The sequence below is a fragment of the Mucilaginibacter sp. A3364 genome (genome assembly GCF_059690715.1).
The window spans coordinates 657925-676884 of record NZ_JCAWED010000002.1 but is presented as its reverse complement, the minus strand read 5'-3'; the positions used below and the strand labels follow the sequence as shown (position 1 = coordinate 676884).

The following is an 18960-nucleotide window of genomic DNA, read 5'->3' as shown; positions in this document are numbered from 1 at the left end:
TTATTATTTAAAAGCAATTGTGTACTTTTCGGGTAACAAAAAACTGATATGTCAATACCCGCTAATTGCTTAAACTGCGAGACGCCGCTGCATACCGAGTACAGGTTTTGCTACAAATGCGGGCAACCCACCAATACCCATAAGCGCATGACTATGGGCCATATCGCCCACGAGGTTTTCCACGCGTTTACGCATGCCGATAAAGGTTTTTTGTATCTGATCAAGGCCCTGTTCACACAGCCAGGCACCACCATACGCAAGTACCTGGATGGCAGGCATAAAAAGTATTTTAACCCCTTTAGTTTTTTCTTTATTGTGCTGGGCATCTATGTGCTGTCCAACGCTTTCTTTAAACCCTTCGACAGGGTAAAGAGCATCACCGACGAACAACAGCATGTAAGTTACCCGGCTTCTGTAAAAACGCCTGAGCAACGTGCCCGCTATAAAGCCAATTACGATATGATTGCCAGACGTTCATCATCGGTAATGAACTTTATGAATACCAAAACAAACATAGTTTTGGGCATAAGCACGCCGTTCATTGCACTTATTATGTTTTTGCTTTACTGGCGGACGGTTAATTATGCAGAGAACCTGGTGGTGATGACCTTCGTTAACTCGGTGCTCAACCTGCTCTCCATTTTTATATTTACCCCGTTGATGCACTTCGTGCCCGACCCGCAGTTATACCAAACCGTTTTGTGGCTCATGTTGGCTATCCACGCCACTTATATTGCCATTGTATACCACGGCGTGGCTCGACAAAAAAATACGTTTTTAGGTATTTCAAAGTCGATCCTGTCGGGAGCCGTTGCCATTGGCCTTTGGTTGGTTATCTCGTTCACCTTTATCCGCTTTTACATTATGTTACCCTTGTGGTATAAATAAAAGGCATGAATCCGGATATCTGTTTACCCAAAAATACTCTTAGCCTTCTTTAATGTTTTTTCCAGGTCTATACCCTTACCCAACACACCTTTAAACAGGTCGCCTGTTTCTTTCAATCTGTCCAACGAATTATGGATGGTGAAATCGCGCATGGTTAAGCCGGGTTTCACTTCGTCCCAGTCCAGCGGCATAGATACCGTTGCGCCGGGTTTTGGGCGAAGCGAGTAAGGTCCCGCTATGGTAGCGCCCGGGCGGTTCTGTAAAAAGTCGAGGTACATTTTGCCTTTTCTGGCGGATATCATGCGTTCCAAACTGGTATAATCGGGGATTTGTTTATGCACCAGCTGCACCACAATTTTGGCAAACATTTGCGATTGGTCATAATCATATTTCGCAGCCAGCGGGATATAAATATGCATACCTGTTGAACCAGAGGTTTTAGGGTACGATGGCACATCGATAGCATCCAATACTTTCTTAACCTCCTGCGCAGCCTCAATCACCTGGTCGAAGGTATGTTTGTCAGGGTCAAGGTCTATCACGCAATAATCAGGGTTATCCGGTGTTTTAACGCGACTAAACCAGGGGTTCATTTCAATACAACCCAAAGATGCCATCCATAATAAATACGATTCATCCGAGCCAACCAAATACTCTTTATGCTCACCCTCGCCGTTAGTGTAGGGGAAGGTTTTGGTCACCCAATCAGGCGCTTTACCTTTTACATCCTTTTGGTAAAAGCTTGGGCCGTGTATCCCGTTTGGGAAACGGTTAAGGGACATGGGCCTGTCTTTCAAATAAGGCAAAATATACTCCGCTACGCGATAATAATAGTTAAACATATCGCGCTTGGTAATGCCGTCCTCGGGCCAGTAAACTTTACTCAGATGCGTAAACTTTAATTCGTGCCCGCAAATTTTACGTACCTGGGTCTCGTCTTTGGGGTTAAGCAGGGTTTTGCGGTCCTTGTCTTTAGGTGGCTCCACTACTTTCTTTTCTTTTTTAATTGTTGATGGTTTTTCGGCCTCGTCAACGGTTTCTTCCGTATCGACAGGGGTTTCCAAAACCACATCTTTTGCTTTTTTGTCTTCGCGCATACCTTTAAATGAAGCCTGGCGGAAAATGCCATCGCTGGTTACCTCGGCATAGTTTACCTCGCAAACCAATTCAGGTTTAAGCCAGGTTGGTTTGGCCCCCAAACGTTGCGGGCGGAAACGTGATGGTTTATCTACATCTGGCTCCACATCAAACGGCACTTTATCGGTTATTAAAGGCCTAAACTGCGCCATCATTTCCTTCTGCAATTTATCCGAAAAGCCGGTACCCACCTTGCCCACATATTTAAGCTTTTTACCATCATAAACACCCAGCACCAGGGCGCTGAACGATTTGGCAGTGCCCTCATTTTTAGTAAAGCCGGCTATAACGACTTCCTGCCTACGCTGTACTTTTATCTTCAGCCATTCTTTTGAGCGCAGATCAGATGTGTAAACGCTATCCGCTTTTTTGGCAATGATACCTTCCAGCCCTATCTTCTCCGCGGCCGCGAAAAACTCCTTGCCATTGGCCGCGAAAACTTTGCTTTGGCGCAAGCTGTCGTCATTGGTTGGTAACACCTCTTTCAAAATGGCCTGGCGTTGTATTAAAGGTAGTTGGGTTAGATTCTTCCCTTCGTACCACAAAATATCGAATACATAAAATACCAAATGTCCATCAGCCTCGCTGCGCCAGTTTTGCAGCGCGCCGAAATCAGAAATGCCCTTGTCGTTCAACACTAATATTTCGCCATCAATCACGGCATCAACGTCCCAATCTTTCAACAGTTTATTGATCGGGTAGTACTTGTCGAAAGTGATGTTATTGCGCGATATCAGCTCCACCTCACCTTTGTTAATGGTGGCAATAGCACGGTAGCCGTCCCACTTAACCTCGTACACCCAATCCGGGTCGTCAAAGGGCGCGTCCACCAGGGTGGCCTTCATGGGTTTTATTTTTTTGGGAATGGCAGATTTGGGCGCGTCTTTGATCAGCTTTTTAACATCGAACGTATCTTCTGTTAATTCACCCTCTCCGACTTCGGCTGCTACTTCCTCATCGGGCTTTGCCGGGGCTTTTTTTTTACCGCCTTTTTGGGGTTTTTCCAGGTCCTCCTCGTGGCCGTGCTGCCAAACCTTTTCGCTGGTTTTCTCCATCGTCTCGATGGTTTTACCGCTCAGGATGGATTTGTCTTTTTTGGTGATATCTTTTTCGGAGGCGAACTCGTCTTTATGTTTAATGAGTAGCCAGCCGTTCTCGCCCATACCATGCGTTTTCACCAGGGCGTATTCTCCCTCCAGTTTTTCGCCGTGGAGTTTTATTTTAACTGAGCCTTCTTTAAGCTGCTTTAATAAGTGTTTTTCCTGCGCTTTTTTGCCTTTAATTTCCTCGATGGGTTCGTAGGTGCCCTCGTCCCAAACAATAACGGTACCGCCGCCGTATTCGCCTTGGGGGATGATGCCTTCAAAGTTGCGGTAGTCAAACGGATGATCTTCCACCATCATGGCCAGGCGCTTGTTCTTGGGGTCGGTTGACGGGCCTTTGGGCACTGCCCAGCTTTTTAACACACCATCCATTTCCAGCCTGAAATCATAGTGCAGGCGCGAGGCATCATGCTTCTGTATCACAAACATTAAATGATCCTTGTCTTTACTCATGCCGGCCTTTGGTTCGGCCGTTTTGGTAAAGTCGCGCTTTTTAACATATTCTTTCAGTCCCATGGTTGGTGGTTTATCGTTTCAAATATTCTTCTATATCTCTGGCGGATGTACCTACGGCCTGCATGGCATTTTTTAACCGTTCGGCATCAACGCCAAATTTTTCTGTCCAATACTGTAATTCGTAGTCCTCATGTACATTAACACGGTCACGATCAGGGCTGCCAATGTTTTCCTTATTGTCCATAATATTTTCGTTTTAATTTATTTTACAACAATAGGTGGTGCTTAATGGTTTGTATTAAAACACAATAACTATCCATGGAAAAGTTTGAGCTATCTGTAAACTACAAAAAAGAGAACCTGCACTTTGAGGTGCGCGACTATATGCACCACGACGGCGAGCAATGCAAATACGAAATATTTAAGGAAGGCGAGTTTATTGGCTCGCTAGAGCCACACGGCCGGCATGAGTTGCAGATCTGTAAAAATCCCGGTGTAGTAAAGGATGAATTACTGCATTTAATCGCTGATGAATTGGAGCGGTATAATATCTAAAAATATTTCTGCCAAAAAAAACAAATGCAACAATATTGCGTTTAATAATTAAATGCTTATCTTTAGCATAACAAACCTAATTATTAACCGCCTTTTGGGGCACAAAACTTATCATTATGGCAGAGCTGAACACTTCCGCAAAAACAGGCAACGCTAAAGGCCGCACCCGCCGCCCTATGCCTCGTGTTGATTTAACCGCTATGGTTGATCTTGCGTTTTTATTGATCACTTTCTTTATTTTAACCACCACGTTGCAAAAGCCGAGAAGCATGAAATTAACCATGCCTGATGATGGCATCGAAACCGGCGATGTGCCAGAAAGCCGTACCATGACTGTAGTTTTGGGCGCAAAGGATAAATTAACATGGTACATGGGCCGACCACAAGAACCACTCACTACCCCCAAAGTTGAAAATTACGACGGTAAAGGCATACGGCAGGTATTGATGCAGCAAAGCCAAAAAGTGCGTAACGAACAAGGAAAGGAGATGATGGTGCTGATAAAACCGAGCGCACAATCAAACTATAAAAACCTGGTTGCTATAATGGACGAATTGAACATTACCAATAACGCGATGCGCGCTATTGTAAAAATATCGCCCGATGATATTGCTATGCTAAAACGCGATAACATTTACAACTAAGCTTATTGAAAAATGATTTGTAAATTGGGCAGTAATTAAACCGCCCAATTTACCATCTTCATGAAAGTAAAATTAGTTGCCCTGTTCCTGGTACTTGCCGGCAATGCCTTTGCCCAAACGCCGCAACGCCAAAATCCATATAAAGAATTGCCGCTGGGCACCATTAAACCCAAAGGCTGGCTGCGCGAAATGCTGGTACGCCAACGCGATGGTGCTACGGGTAACCTGGACAAGCTTTACCCACTTGTAATGGGCCAACGCAATGGTTGGTTGGGTGGCGACGGCGATCAATGGGAACGCGGCCCTTACTGGATAGATGGCCTGCTACCATTGGCTTATATTTTAGATGACAAGGCACTAATTGCTAAATGCAAACCCTGGGTGGAGTGGGCTATAAAAAGCCAGACACCCGACGGCCACTTCGGCCCAACCAAAGATTACCCCGGCGAACGTGGCATACAACGTAACAACGCCCGCGACTGGTGGCCAAAAATGGTGATGCTGAAAATTCTACAGCAATACTATTCGGCCACGCAGGATAAAAGGGTCATAACCCTCATGACCAACTATTTCAAGTATCAGCTTAAAGAATTACCCGCTACACCGCTTGATCATTGGACCTACTGGGCCCGCTTCCGCGCCGGCGATAACCTAATGGCGGTGTATTGGTTGTACAACATAACCGGCGACAAGTTTTTATTGGATCTTGGCGAACTGCTGCACAAACAAACCTTTGATTTTACCGGCGGCTTTTTAAATACTGATATGCTAACGCGCTTTAACAGTATTCACACGGTTAACCTGTCGCAAGGCATGAAAGAGCCGGCTATTTATTACCAGATGCATCCCGAACAGAAATACCTGGACGCCATGAAAAAAGGTTTTGCCGATCTGAAAAAATTCAATGGCATGGCGCATGGTTTATATGGCGGAGATGAGGCCCTGCATGGCAATAACCCAACGCAGGGATCAGAACTTTGTACGGCGGTGGAAATGATGTTTACCCTGGAAAATACATTAGCCATAACCGGTGATGTAGACTATGCGGATAAGTTAGAGAAAGTGGCGTTTAACGCGCTGCCTACACAAACCAGCGACGACTATATGTCGCGCCAATACTTTCAACAAGCCAACCAGGTGATGCTAACCCGCCAGATGCACAATTTCGGTGATAACCATGGCGGTACCGATGTGGTTTACGGCTTGCTGACCGGCTACCCATGCTGTACGTCAAACATGCACCAGGGCTGGCCAAAATTTACGCAGAACCTGTTTTACAGTACGCTGGATAAGGGTGTGGCTGCATTGGTTTATTCGCCTGCGGAAGTGAACACTACCGTTGGCGATAATGTTGCTTTAAACATTGTTGAAGAAACCAATTACCCGTTTGAAGAAAGCATCAAATTCACCCTCAAACCTAAAAAGAAAGCCACCTTCCCATTCCATCTGCGCATACCGGAATGGTGCACCAAAGCCACCATCAAAATTAACGGCCAGGTACACCAGGAAGTTAACGGCAACCAGATAGTGAAGATAGACCGCGAATGGAAAGCCGGCGATGTGGTTGAACTGCAATTACCAATGCACTTAAGCAAAAGCCGTTGGTATGAAAACTCCATGTCGATAGAGCGCGGGCCGATAACTTATGCCTTAAAAATTGGCGAGGATGTAAAGGTTGTTAAAAACACCAAAGACTCGTTAAACTACGGTGCCAGCTACACCGAGGTACGCCCAACTACGCCATGGAATTACGGCTTATATGAAGTAAGCGACGCCAAGCTGGATCAATTTTTCAAAGTAGAAAGCACCGGCAAAACTACCAGCTACCCATGGAACCTGGAGAACGCCCCAATACAGATCAAAACCAAAGGCAGGCGTATCCCGTCATGGACGTTATACAATGATATGGCGGGGCCGATACCTTATAGCCATGTGTTCGGTTTGGAGTCTGAACGACAGGAAGAGGATATTACTTTAGTGCCTTATGGTTGTACTATGTTAAGGATAGCACAGTTTCCGTTGGTGGGGAGGAAGTAAAGGCAATACACCCTTATGTCATTTCGACCAACGGGAGAAATCTTATACAAGCAACGAGTAGCAAGGCGTATAAGATTTCTCCTCGCTCCTCGTTGAAATGACATACTTGCAAAAATCGTCCTAAGAAATTTCCTTACCTCTCAAAACAATTTAGCCCTCTTCGCCATTATCCATAGCGCAAACAGCGCACACTAATTGGAAACAAAAAAACGCATAGCCATACTAGGCGGAGGTCCCGCCGCATTATTCCTGTTGAAGCATTTTGTGGATGCCGGTCGTACCGATATCAGTCTTACTATTTTTGAGAAAAACCATGAACTGGGTGTAGGCATGCCTTACAGCCACGATGGTGCTAGCGAGGAGCACATCACCAACGTATCCGGCAACGAAATACCAGAGTTAGTAACCACTGTTACCGAATGGATAGAAATAGCCCCCAAGGCCCTGCTGCAGCAATTCAACATCACCCCGCAACATTACAACGATTATAAAGTGCTACCGCGATTGTTGTTTGGACATTACCTGTCGGCGCAATTTGATATGCTGAAGAAGAAGGCCGAGGCTATGGGCATACTCGACAAACTACATTTGGGTAGCTGCGTTACCGATATCATCGACCATCCCGAAGGCAATAAAATTACTGTGATAGTTAACGGAGAGGACAGATTTGATTTTCATCAAGCCATCATCAGCACCGGCCACAACTGGCCAAAAACGTATGAGGGTAAAGTGGAGGGCTATTTCGATTCGCCCTACCCGCCGGCAAAGCTGCGGTTTAAGGTTGATCATCCAATAGCGGTGCGAGGTTCATCCCTTACGGCTATTGACGCCATCCGTACCCTGGCCCGCGCCAATGGTGAGTTTACCCTGGCCGAAGATGGTAAACGCCGCAGCTATAAATTAAATGAAGATAGCGCCGGTTTTAAACTGGTTATGCACTCGCGCAATGGCCTGCTGCCGGCGGTGAGGTTTCATTTGGAAGATTCCCATCTGTCTGACGATAAAACCATGAGCAGGGAAGAGATTCAGCGGTATCGCGACGAGTGCGGCGGCTTCATACCGCTCGATCTGCTTTTTGAGCGCAATTTTAAAGCAATATTTAAGGATAAGCGCCCGACATTTTATGAGCAGATCAAACACATGGACCTGGAAACTTTCGTTAACACCATGATGACCATGCGCCAAAGCCAGGATGCGTTCGATCTGTTTAAAGCAGAATACGTAGAGGCCGAAAAGTCCATCGAGCATGAGCGATCGGTGTACTGGAAGGAGGCGCTGGCTATCCTTAGCTTCGCGATGAATTACCCGGCCAAATACTTGTGCGCCGAGGATATGCAGCGCCTGCAAAAAGTGTTAATGCCATTGATCAGTGTGGTGATCGCGTTCGTACCGCAAAGTTCATGCGAAGAGTTGTTTGCGCTGCATGACGCTGGTGTGCTGGAAATTATTTCCGTAGGCGATGCCAGCGAGGTTGAACCGGTAGATGAAGGCGGCATTATTTACCATTATACCGATGACAATAACGAACATCACGCTACCCGTTACAAAACCTTTGTGGATAGCATTGGCCAGCCGCATCTTAATTTTGAAAGCGTGCCTTTTGAAGGCCTGAAAACCAAACATACGCTGACACCGGCCCGCGTTCAATTCAAAGATGCCGAAACCGGTAAAAGCGAAATGGAACAAGGTAATGATAAGGTAGTATTTAACGGCCTGGACAAATACTATCTCAATGTGCCCGGCATTGCCATCAATGATCATTACCAGCCGGTTGATGAATATGGTGCTTACAACGCGCGCCTGTATATGATGGCCGTTCCCTACATAGGCGGTTACAATCCCGATTACTCAGGGCTTGATTTTTGCGAGGCTGCATCAGAGGTTATTGTTAAAAATATATTTGATCCATTTATTTATGACTGATCAAACATCGGCTACGCCAAAACTATATATGTTACTGCTGGGCTCAAAAGCCCCCGGCCGGCACGTGGAGCAGCACGACTTTTTCTTCGGCATTGCCCACTCGCTAAAAGAGTTGGTACCCGATATCAAAAAGTTTTGGCGCGGCGCGGCAGCCAACATTCATATTGATGGCTATCGCGAAGTGAACGCGGTGGATGGTTATAAAATAGAAGTTGTTCCACGTGAAAACGGCCCGGAAATGCAGAGCGAAAAGCTGTTCTTCATCAATCTTGGCGGCTACACCAAGGGCAGATTGGAGGAGCAGCACTACGTTATCCTATCCGTAAATACCGACCGTGGGCAGGCAGTACAGGCAGCGAAACGGGCCGCCTTTTTTAAAGCCAATACCATAGCCGGCGTGAAAGGCGCCAACGCCCATATCGACGATAAATATGGCATTGATGTAGACGATATTTATAACATTGAAGAAATGCTTACACCGGCTCACAAAGCCCGGTACCACGTTAGCATAACACCAAAGGCGGGCTTACCCGAAGACGAGATCCATCTGGGTTATTTCAGGTTGGATAAATTATAGGTCGTTACAGGACAGTAAAGGATAGTTAACAGAAATGATTTTTGTTAACTTGTATAACCATTATACACCCTTTTCGCCAATTATGAAGAAAGCGCTCCTTTTATGTGCCGTGTTTGCGGCTAACATCTGTGTTGCACAGGTAAAAGTCCAAAGTCTTAAAACCGAAAATTTAACCAACCCGCTGGGTATCGATGCCACCACACCCCGCTTTAGCTGGAAGATGGACGCAGGTAACTCGCGCAATGTGTTACAGTCGGCTTACGAAGTTAAGGTGGGCGATTATGCTGCTGCTTCGGTAAAAGGCTCGGCATGGAGTACTGGCAAGGTGGCTACCGATCAATCGGTTTATGTAAAATATACAGGCAAGCCTTTATTGGCGGGCCACAAATATAGCTGGCAGGTACGCGTTTGGGATAATAAAGGCAAAGCCAGCGCCTGGAGCACACCGGCTTATTTCCAAATGGGCTTGTTAACACCAACCGACTGGAAGGCCCAATGGATAGGACCGGTTACCGAAGATAAATCACAACCGAGCCCTGTATTCAGAAAAGAGTTTGCTGTCGCGAAGCAAATAAAAAGTGCTACCGCTTATATAACCGCGCACGGTATTTACGAGGCCGAGATAAACGGCCAGCGCATCGGCCAGGATTACCTTACACCGGGCTATACCAGCTACAACAAGCGCATCCAATACCAGGCTTATGATGTTACTTCGTTATTGAAGCAAGGCGGCAACGCCATAGGTGCTACCCTGGGTAGCGGCTGGTATCGTGGTTTTTACGGCATTGGCGACAGGCGCTATGTTTACGGTCGTGATATTGCCTTACTGCTACAGTTGGATATTACGTATACCGATGGCACCACAGCCACTATAGGTACCGATAACAGCTGGAAAACCACCACGGCGCAAGTACTAACGGCCGAGATCTATCTAGGATCGACCATTGATAATCGTTTACAGAAACAGGGCTGGTCTACAGTCGGCTTTGATGATAAAAGCTGGGCCGCCGTTGCGGTGCAGAACTACCCTAAAAATGTATTGATAGCCACCCAGAACGAACCGGTTAGAAAACACGAAACCTTTAAGGCCCTTAAGCTATTCACCACCCCGAAGGGCGAAAAGGTGATAGACTTTGGTCAAAACCTGGTAGGTTGGGTAAAGTTTAAAGTGACAGGCAAGGCCGGTGATAAGATCGTGATATCGCATGCCGAGGTTATTGACAAGGCGGGCAATTTTTATACTGAGAACCTGCGTTCGGCCACTTCGCAAAACACCTTTATTTTAAAGGGCGGTGCCCAGGAAGTGCTGGAGCCAAGGTTTACCTGGCAGGGCTTCCGTTATATCAGGATAGAAGGCTATCCGGGCGAGATCAAACCGGAAGATTTTACCGCAACTGCTGTATACTCGGCTATGCCGGTAACCGGCAGCTTTAACAGCTCTGATTCGCTGATCAACCAACTGCAACGCAACATTGTATGGGGCCAGAAAGGCAACTTTATTGATATACCAACCGACTGCCCGCAGCGCGATGAGCGCCTGGGCTGGACCGGCGACGCGCAGGTGTTTGCCCGTACCGCAACGTTTAACATGAACGTGCACGCCTTCTTCACCAAATGGCTGAAGGATGTTGCTGCCGACCAATATGCCGATGGCAGTCTGCCACACGTTATACCCGATGCATTTGACAATGGTAAACCTTCGGGCGGGGGCGGCAGTGCCGGATGGAGCGACGCCGCTACCATCATCCCGTGGACAATGTACCAGGCTTATGGCGACAAGGATATTTTAACAACCCAATACCCAAGCATGAAAGCCTGGGTTGATTGCATGACCAAACGCAGTCGAAACAACTTATGGAATACCGGCGGCCACTTTGGCGACTGGCTGTTCTTCACCAAAAACGATGATAACGACGGTACTGCCGCCATCACCAGCAAATACCTGATAGCGCAGTGCTTTTATGCTTACTCAACCCAGTTGCTCATCAACACGGCGCAGGTTTTAGGTAAAACGGATGACGTAGCGGCGTATACCAAATTACTGGCTGATGTTAAAGCCGCTTACCTGAAAGAGTACGTTACGCCGAACGGCCTGATCTCGTCAGACACGCAGACCGCCTACGCACTGGCGCTGCAGTTTGATATGCTGCCGGTGGATCTGCGCCAGCAAGCCGCCGCACGCTTGGCCGCTAATGTTAGCCGCTACGGCAACCACCTCACTACCGGCTTTTTGGGCACGCCTTACCTGTGCAGCGCTTTAAGCCGTTTTGGCTATACCGATGTGGCTTACCGTTTGCTTTTCCAACAAAGCTATCCGTCATGGCTGTACCCGGTTAAAATGGGTGCTACCACCATTTGGGAACGTTGGGATGGTATCAAGACAGACGGCACTTTCGAAGTACCATCAATGAATTCGTACAACCACTACGCCTACGGCGCCATTGGCGATTGGATGTACCGCACCGCGGTGGGTATTGATACCAAGGCCGACCAGCCGGGCTACAAAGGCATCACCATTAAACCAACGCCGGGCGGCAAGTTTACTTACGCCTCGGCCGAGTACGATACCAATTACGGTAAAGTAAGCGCCAAATGGAAGCTGAACAATGGCAGTCTTGCACTTGACGTAGTAATACCGGCCAACACCACCGCTACCGTTTACATCCCAAGCAAAGGCGGCAGCCCGGTTTTAGAGGATGGCAAGGCTTTAACTATCCCGGAGGCTAACAACGTGGAGAAAGTGGCAGGCTACACCGCGGTTAATGTAGGCTCGGGCAGCTACCATTTTACCGGCTCAATGTAAACCAGTTTAATACTTTAATATAAGTAGGGGCCATCAGCAATGACGGCCCTTTTATTGTTGGTAGGGGTGTTGTATCGAATAAGGGTGCGCCACTTTAAAAGTGGCGCACTTGGCGCAGCTATTTTTTATAACTTATTGTTTGTTAGTTGTTTATGCAAAAAAGCGGCGCAATGCGGCGCACCCTGTAAAAAACACAATATGTTGATTATTAGTTAGTTGATATTTTATGTAAAATCAATAACTTAAAAGTGGCGCACCCTGCGCTACAAAATTAAAGCGGGCACCGGGTGCGGCATCTCCGTTTACGTACCAGTCCAGCGGGTCTTCGCTTTGCATGTTATCGGTCCATTTAAACTCAAGATTTAGTTTTTCTGCAGATAGTTTGAGAGTTTTTGATGGTATGCTGATCATCATTTCGTTGCCCAACACCTGCCTGTTTACTTTAGCTATCGTTTCCCATTTACCACGGGCGTAACGCTGTAATTGATTGCCATAGATTATCCGAAAATCATAGCCGCACCAACCTGTTTTGTGCGAGCGGTCGGTATCCAGGTACAGGCGCATCCAGTTATCGCCTTCGGGTTTGCTAATAACAGCTTTGGTTTTGGCGTAAAAGTAAAGCTGTTTGCTGTCGCGACATACCTTTAGCACATCAAAATCATTACGGCCTGTTTTGTTGGTGTAGGTAACCACAGGTTCGCTTTGCGCGCCTTTATGGTTGCGATCTATCACATCGCCGGTATAGTCTTTAAATTCAAGGGGGATTTTTTGCCAGTCGGCCAGGGTTTTAATGGTTTTCTTTGCAACAGATGGCTGCGCTTCAAGCCCTTTATAGCGCCTGATGTTGGCCACCAGTTGCATATAATAATGGTCCTGCAAATTACCGGTTAACGATGGTTCAATATCCCGGCTAAATTCTGCATTCGCCTGGTCTACAAACAGGGCTTCGTTTTTCTTATCATCGGTACGTCGCCATTTGCCAGCTATCCATTCGTTCCAGCCGGTAACAAAAATATAGGGCACATTTTGTTTCAGGGCGAAATCCCATTGCTCTTGTATGTTATAACCGTAAGGCAGATCTTTCTCCGGGTTTCCGGGCGAGCCGTTATGATAGCTCCTGCCCCAGTTACCCAGAGCCCCATGAAAGGCCGAACCACCCATGCTGGCATCCAGATTGGGGTGCTGGGCGGTAGCTACGTTGACTATCTCGCGCTCGCCTTTGGCGTTTTGGTAAACCTTTTGCGGGCGCTTAAATTCTATCCAGGGCCAGCCGTCAACCTTCTTCCGCTCGTTAGGCCATTGCGATTGCCGCATGGTAAAAAATTGCTCATAATTCCTTCCCTTAGCCTCATCGGCCAAGCCAATAATTAAAGGTTTGCCGTCTAGCATATACCATGTATCCGAATAGCGGATAGGCGCGCCATCCTTATAAAAAGTATCATAAATAGCCTGCATGGTTTTACCCGATTGCGTGTTGGTATAGTACACCACCTGCGGCGCCTTGCGGCCCTGTTTTCGCAAGGCTTCCAAAGCCTTAAAAACAGCCGTGCATTGTGTGGGGTAGATGAGCGTATTGGTGGCGTCCATGATCAAAATGTCCACCCCTGCATCCGTTAGCAGCTGCATGTTTTTTAGCTGCACCCAATAATCGTTGCCGTTGTAATAGCCATATATCGGTTGGCCCCAGAAATAGTATTTGCCCGCTTTTCCGGCTCCGCCGCCCCATGCCGGGTTATCAAAATCATTAAAAACCTCCGGGTGTTTTTGCTGCAATTCGCTCAGGTCCCAGGCGCGTTCAGACGTTGGCGAAGTGGGATCGCCCTGCCATAGAAAGTAAAAGATAGCCACATGCCGGTCCGTCCTCGGCGTACCCACTTCCTGTTGCTGCGGCAAGGTACGGCCAAGGCCGTCTGTCGCGGCCAGTGGTTGGGCAAATAATGTCGCGGCGTAGCCGGATAAAAACATAAGAAAAAAGCTTCTACAAAGTTTCCGCATAAATTATTTTAATGGTTGTGCTTCCCGCTGATAACCCAATTCCTGGCTGCGTTTTAGCCATATGGATTCCAGGCGGTAAAGTTCAAGATTTGTCAGCACACATTCGCCGCCGGTGACTTCCAATCCCAAATTTCTATCAGCTTCGGCAGGGTAAAACAGGCGCGTTATATTCGCTTCGCCTTGGTTACCGTATATTTCTACCGAGTTTCGGTCGATAATAAAATGCAGCCACAGTTTATTGCCCGGCGCGTCAACCGTAACCTTACTATCCAAAAACTCCAGTTGCTTTTCCTTTACATTATAAACCGCCTTTTGGCCCCGAATGTTAAACGCTATTTGTTTGGCGCTGCCGATGTTGATATTGGCTATCATTTCAAACACGTCGCCTTTGGTGTTACTTAACGGATTGTCGCCCGGTTTTAGCGGGGCGTTGGTCCACAGTTGTGGGTCGTAGCGTAATTGTTTAATGCCGTCAATAGGGTTGCGGCACAGGGTTATCTTTTTGTTGATGGTTTTTAATGTAAGCTCTACCGGGAAGAAAAGTTGCTGGCTCCAAACCCGGTTATGATTTGGCGCCTGATTGATCAGCAGAAAACCCAGCTGGTAAAACGGCCCGTCACCTTCGTAGGATTGTTTCCAGGTTTGGGTGGCGTAAATGTCCTTCACGTATTTATGCGTGCGACCGCCATCCATATAAATTTCATTTCCTAGCGGGATGTGCGGCGTTTCGGGCGTGAATTTAATGCCGTCAAAACTACCTATCTGGTGCGCGCCATTGCCATCTATCAGTACCCATTTTTTGTTGTTCGGGTTATTATCAATGGGTATTTCCATAAAATCCGGGCATTCGTAAAAGCCATCCAGTCGGCTCAAAAGCTCCCATTTCAGCAGGTCGGTTGATTTATAGAACAAAAAGCCGTTGCGCTCATAAACCACCATGCGCCATGATTTATCGGGTTTGTACCAAAACACGTTAGGGTCGCGCAGGTCATTGCGCATGGGTATAACCGGGTTGGCTTTGTGGCGTATCCAGGTTTTGCCGGCATCGTTGCTGTACTCCAGTGCTACGCCGCGGCCATAATCAGTATAAAACAGAACTAGGGTTTTCTCTACCCCCCGACGCAGGCCCAGCGAGTTGTTCCAATCAACAATGCCGCTGCCACTTCCCGGCCGGTTATCAATAACCGAATTGGTTACCTGTGATTCTTGTGTCCAGTAAATGAGGTCGGTGCTGGTGGCATGGCCCCAGTTTTTATTGTCGCGGCGCTGTTTCGACCATTCATCATACATATAAAACAAATGGTAGGTGCCTTTATATTTTACCAGCCCGGTGGCATCGGCAATCTGGCCGGTAATGGGCGTGTAGTGTACCTGTGGCCGCAGGGGCTGGTCGTAATTCATATTGTCAAACACATCCTTGTAGTCCAAACGGAAGGGGTCGGTTGCCGGCGGTTTGGGGGTATTAACCACCGCTTTTTTGGCGGTATCGGCTTGCTGGGCAAAAGCAGCTGCACAATACGCCAGGGCCAGTAAACAGCACACGGTTTTTTTCATGATGAAGGATATGTTATTGGTTTGCAGCAACAATATACACAGATATCGGCAAATGGGGACAAAATAAATAAATCTTATGCAATCGATTGCACAAGCCGTTTTTAGTTTTTAATATTGATAAAAATTATGAGCCTGTACTTATGAAATTAACCAAAGCGCTGCTAATCGTAGTTATTGTAATGTGTTCCGCTATACCCTCATCGGCACAAAAACAACTGCGCCTGCACTACACCAAACCGGCCGCCACCTGGGAAGAAACCCTGCCGCTGGGCAACGGGCGTTTAGGTATGATGCCCAACAGCGGCATAGCTACAGAAAATATTGTTCTGAATGATATTACGCTATGGTCGGGCTCGCAGCAGGATGCAAATAATTACGAGGCCTACAAAAAACTCCCCGAAATAAACGCCCTGCTTTTGGCCGGCAAAAATGTAGAAGCGCAGGCTTTGATCGATAAAGATTTTGTGTGCAAAGGCCCGGGATCGGGCGGTAAGCAATGGGGCTGTTTTCAAACGCTGGGTAACCTGATTATCAATTTTAATTATGGCGGGGCCGATGTGAGTAAAGCGGAGAATTACCAAAGACAGCTATCGCTAAATAACGCCATAGCCAACAGCGGCTATAAGCTGGATGGCGTTACCTACAAACGGGAGTATTTTACAGCCTTCGGCGATGATTTGGATGTGGTGCGTTTAACGGCGGACAAACCCGGCAAACTGAACCTGACTATCGCCCTTAACCGCCCCGAGCGATTTACCACCACTACCCAAGGCAACGCGCTGCAAATGGAAGGCCGGCTGGATAACGGTACCGATGGCAATGGCATGCAATACATAGCGCAGCTAAAAACCAAATTGACCGGCGGCATGCAAAGCATTACAGATAACAACCTGGTTATAAAAAACGCTACCGAGGTGATCATCTACCTATCGGCCACGACTGATTTTAAAAGCCCGGACTACAAAACTTTAATGGCGACCAAATTAGCTGCCGCGATGAAAAAGCCTTATGCTCAGCTTCGCAATGAACACGTCAGCCACTACAAAAAACTATTTGATAGGGTAAGCGTGAACTTAGGCGACGATGACAACGAAGCAACCACTACCGACCAGCGGCTCAATAGTTTTCAAAAGAACCCTGCCAGGGATAAATTTTTGCCGGTGCTGTTTTTTCAATACGGCCGTTACCTGAGTATAAGCAGCACCCGTGTTGGCTTGCTGCCACCTAACCTGCAAGGCTTATGGGCCAACCAGATCCATACCCCGTGGAACGGCGATTATCACCTGGACGTGAACGTGCAGATGAACCATTTCCCGGTAGAGGTGGCTAACCTTTCCGAACTTAACCTGCCGCTTGCCGAACTGGTGCGTGGCCTGGTAAAAAACGGAGAACGCACGGCCAAAGCCTACTACAATGCCGATGGCTGGGTGGCCCACGTGATCACCAATGTTTGGGGTTTCACCGAGCCGGGCGAGAGCGCCTCATGGGGTATTACCAAAGCGGGTTCGGGCTGGATGTGCAGCAACTTGTGGGATCATTATGCCTTTACCAATGATAAGGCGTACCTGAAAAGTATTTACCCCATCATCAAAGGTTCGGCGCAATTTTATAACAGTATTTTGATACTGGACCCTAAGAGCAAGTACCTGGTTACCTCGCCGTCCTCATCGCCCGAGAACAGTTTTATGATGCCCGATGGCAGCGGCAAACATGCCAGCATTTGTGTGGGGGCGACTATCGATAACCAGATCATGCATGAGCTGTTTAATAACGTGATCACCGCGTCGGAAATTTTAGGTGTTGATGCCGATTTCCGTGCGACCTTAAAAAGACGCCTGAAAGAGATCCCGCCCCCGGGTATCATCAGCAAAGACGGCCGCATACAGGAGTGGCTGGAAGATTATAAGGAAACCGAACCCGAGCATCGTCACATATCACACCTGTACGGCGTTTACCCGGCGGCAGAAATAACAGCCGACGACACACCTGCCTTAGCCGAGGCCGCCAAAAAAACCTTGAATGTTAGGGGTGATGACGGGCCAAGCTGGGCCATCGCCTACAAGCAACTATTTTGGGCCAGATTGCATGACGGTAACCGCGCCTTCAAACTATACTCGCAACTCATGCGACCAACAACCGGTACGGGTATCAACTACACAGCGGGTGGGGGCATTTATCCCAACCTGTTATCTGCCGGTCCGCCGTTCCAGATAGACGGTAACTTTGGTGCCACCGCCGGCATTGCCGAGATGCTGCTGCAAAGCCACGAAGGTTACATTAATCTGCTACCCGCTATCCCTGATGCGTGGAAAGCCTCTGGAAGCGTAAAGGGCCTGAAGGCGCGCGGTAATTTTACGGTGGATCTGGAATGGAAAGATGGGAAGGTAATCGCCTACAAAATCACTTCGCCGCAGGCTAAAAAAGTGAAGGTTAAGGTGAATGGAGTGGTTAAAACAGTGGCGGCTACTACAAAGTAAAAAGCGATGGCCTGTGCGATTCCCCTCTTGAGAGGGGGACAAGATGTGTCATTTCGCGCGCTTAACACCCCCCTACCAGCGCACCGCCTCACGCGCCCCCTCTCAAGGGGGGAACTTAAAGGGGTTAAACTACTACCACAGGCCCCTAAACCTGTCATATCAGCAATACACCCTTTATAAAGCCGTTAAAGTATACGCTTCTGTTAAAAAATGATTAGTTTGATACCGCATAAACGCGTAAATTTATAATTACCAAAAAACTGATATGCAGAGAAGGACAGCCATTAGAAATTTGTTGATAGCTACGGGAGGAATGTTGGCTTTGCCCGCATATTTGCAGGGGGCCTCGCTGCCGCTGATCCGTTACCATAATTTTGATATTGACGTGGCGCAGGACAGGCTGCTGGCTGCCGTGGTGGAAACACTGATACCGCGCACCGACACCCCCGGCGCTAAGGACCTGGGCGTACACCTTTTCGTAATGAAAATGGTGGACGATTGCTATGACAAAGCCCCGCAACAAAAATTCATAAACGGACTGCATGAGCTGGACGCTATTACCAAAAAACAAACCGGCAAATCATTCGCCGATCTGCCCGCTTTAAAACGCCGCGAGATATTGGGTAATGTAGATAAACAAAACGGTTACAGCGGCGATGTGGTCGATTTTTATCGTATCACTAAAGCGCGCACTGTACAGGGCTATCTTAACTCAAAATATGTAATGACCAAACAATTGGTTTACGAAATGGTGCCGGGCCGTTACAATGGTTATTTCCCCGCAAAAACAACACCTGCTAAAGGATAAGAT

The 18960-nt window shown here is 47.6% G+C and carries 13 protein-coding genes; 9 read left to right on the top strand and 4 right to left on the bottom strand.

The features are described 5' to 3' along the window. Window positions 1–48 precede the first annotated feature (48 nt). The gene (locus tag AC59JT_RS15230) at window positions 49–888 is read left to right on the top strand and encodes a DUF3667 domain-containing protein (protein ID WP_497400433.1); all 840 of its coding nucleotides are present in this window, start codon (window positions 49–51) and stop codon (window positions 886–888) included. A 23-nt stretch (window positions 889–911) separates the two neighbouring features. Here the strand turns inward: AC59JT_RS15230 and ligD are convergent, their stop codons facing one another. Then, a complete protein-coding gene (gene ligD / locus AC59JT_RS15225; RefSeq protein ID WP_497400431.1) occupies window positions 912–3644 on the bottom strand; it encodes a DNA ligase D in 2733 nt (910 codons plus the stop codon). Between the two features lie 10 nt (window positions 3645–3654). Then, entirely contained in the window at window positions 3655–3828 is a 174-nt protein-coding gene (locus tag AC59JT_RS15220; protein WP_497400429.1) for a DUF3606 domain-containing protein, read from the bottom strand. Window positions 3829–3902: 74 nt separating this feature from the next. Between AC59JT_RS15220 and AC59JT_RS15215 the strand changes: the two genes are divergently transcribed. The 6 genes from AC59JT_RS15215 (at window position 3903) to AC59JT_RS15190 (ending at window position 12123) form a co-directional block, all read left to right on the top strand. Then, window positions 3903–4139 carry a hypothetical protein gene (locus AC59JT_RS15215; RefSeq protein ID WP_497400427.1) on the top strand — a complete coding sequence of 79 codons (237 nt, stop codon included), beginning with the start codon at window positions 3903–3905 and terminating at the stop codon, window positions 4137–4139. A 116-nt stretch (window positions 4140–4255) separates the two neighbouring features. After that, complete coding sequence (locus AC59JT_RS15210) at window positions 4256–4783, top strand: ExbD/TolR family protein (RefSeq protein WP_497400425.1); 528 nt, start codon at window positions 4256–4258, stop codon at window positions 4781–4783. A 60-nt stretch (window positions 4784–4843) separates the two neighbouring features. Next, complete coding sequence (locus AC59JT_RS15205) at window positions 4844–6820, top strand: beta-L-arabinofuranosidase domain-containing protein (RefSeq protein ID WP_497400423.1); 1977 nt, start codon at window positions 4844–4846, stop codon at window positions 6818–6820. 195 nt (window positions 6821–7015) lie between these two features. Further along, window positions 7016–8743, top strand: coding sequence for an FAD/NAD(P)-binding protein (locus AC59JT_RS15200; RefSeq protein WP_497400421.1), 1728 nt, complete (start codon window positions 7016–7018; stop codon window positions 8741–8743). Continuing rightward, complete coding sequence (locus AC59JT_RS15195; RefSeq protein ID WP_497400419.1) at window positions 8736–9320, top strand: DUF1543 domain-containing protein; 585 nt, start codon at window positions 8736–8738, stop codon at window positions 9318–9320. Before AC59JT_RS15200 ends, AC59JT_RS15195 begins: the two co-directional genes overlap by 8 nt. Window positions 9321–9402: 82 nt before the next feature. Beyond that, a complete protein-coding gene (locus tag AC59JT_RS15190) occupies window positions 9403–12123 on the top strand; it encodes a glycoside hydrolase family 78 protein (protein ID WP_497400417.1) in 2721 nt (906 codons plus the stop codon). 234 nt (window positions 12124–12357) lie between these two features. Here the strand turns inward: AC59JT_RS15190 and AC59JT_RS15185 are convergent, their stop codons facing one another. Next, entirely contained in the window at window positions 12358–14088 is a 1731-nt protein-coding gene (locus AC59JT_RS15185; protein WP_497400415.1) for a hypothetical protein, read from the bottom strand. A gap of 33 nt (window positions 14089–14121) precedes the next feature. Continuing rightward, complete coding sequence (locus AC59JT_RS15180; protein WP_497400413.1) at window positions 14122–15672, bottom strand: glycoside hydrolase family 32 protein; 1551 nt, start codon at window positions 15670–15672, stop codon at window positions 14122–14124. A 140-nt stretch (window positions 15673–15812) separates the two neighbouring features. Between AC59JT_RS15180 and AC59JT_RS15175 the strand changes: the two genes are divergently transcribed. After that, the gene (locus AC59JT_RS15175) at window positions 15813–18149 is read left to right on the top strand and encodes a glycoside hydrolase family 95 protein (RefSeq protein WP_497400411.1); all 2337 of its coding nucleotides are present in this window, start codon (window positions 15813–15815) and stop codon (window positions 18147–18149) included. Between the two features lie 265 nt (window positions 18150–18414). Beyond that, on the top strand, window positions 18415–18957 hold the full coding sequence (locus tag AC59JT_RS15170; protein WP_497400409.1) for a gluconate 2-dehydrogenase subunit 3 family protein: 543 nt from the start codon (window positions 18415–18417) through the stop codon (window positions 18955–18957). Window positions 18958–18960 lie beyond the last annotated feature (3 nt).

Coding starts and splice junctions, on each gene's coding strand:
- AC59JT_RS15230 (WP_497400433.1), top strand. CDS start 49: ATGTCAATACCCGCTAATTGCTTAAACTGCGAGACGCCGCTGCATACC.
- ligD (WP_497400431.1), bottom strand. CDS start 3,644: ATGGGACTGAAAGAATATGTTAAAAAGCGCGACTTTACCAAAACGGCC.
- AC59JT_RS15220 (WP_497400429.1), bottom strand. CDS start 3,828: ATGGACAATAAGGAAAACATTGGCAGCCCTGATCGTGACCGTGTTAAT.
- AC59JT_RS15215 (WP_497400427.1), top strand. CDS start 3,903: ATGGAAAAGTTTGAGCTATCTGTAAACTACAAAAAAGAGAACCTGCAC.
- AC59JT_RS15210 (WP_497400425.1), top strand. CDS start 4,256: ATGGCAGAGCTGAACACTTCCGCAAAAACAGGCAACGCTAAAGGCCGC.
- AC59JT_RS15205 (WP_497400423.1), top strand. CDS start 4,844: ATGAAAGTAAAATTAGTTGCCCTGTTCCTGGTACTTGCCGGCAATGCC.
- AC59JT_RS15195 (WP_497400419.1), top strand. CDS start 8,736: ATGACTGATCAAACATCGGCTACGCCAAAACTATATATGTTACTGCTG.
- AC59JT_RS15190 (WP_497400417.1), top strand. CDS start 9,403: ATGAAGAAAGCGCTCCTTTTATGTGCCGTGTTTGCGGCTAACATCTGT.
- AC59JT_RS15185 (WP_497400415.1), bottom strand. CDS start 14,088: ATGTTTTTATCCGGCTACGCCGCGACATTATTTGCCCAACCACTGGCC.
- AC59JT_RS15180 (WP_497400413.1), bottom strand. CDS start 15,672: ATGAAAAAAACCGTGTGCTGTTTACTGGCCCTGGCGTATTGTGCAGCT.
- AC59JT_RS15175 (WP_497400411.1), top strand. CDS start 15,813: ATGAAATTAACCAAAGCGCTGCTAATCGTAGTTATTGTAATGTGTTCC.
- AC59JT_RS15170 (WP_497400409.1), top strand. CDS start 18,415: ATGCAGAGAAGGACAGCCATTAGAAATTTGTTGATAGCTACGGGAGGA.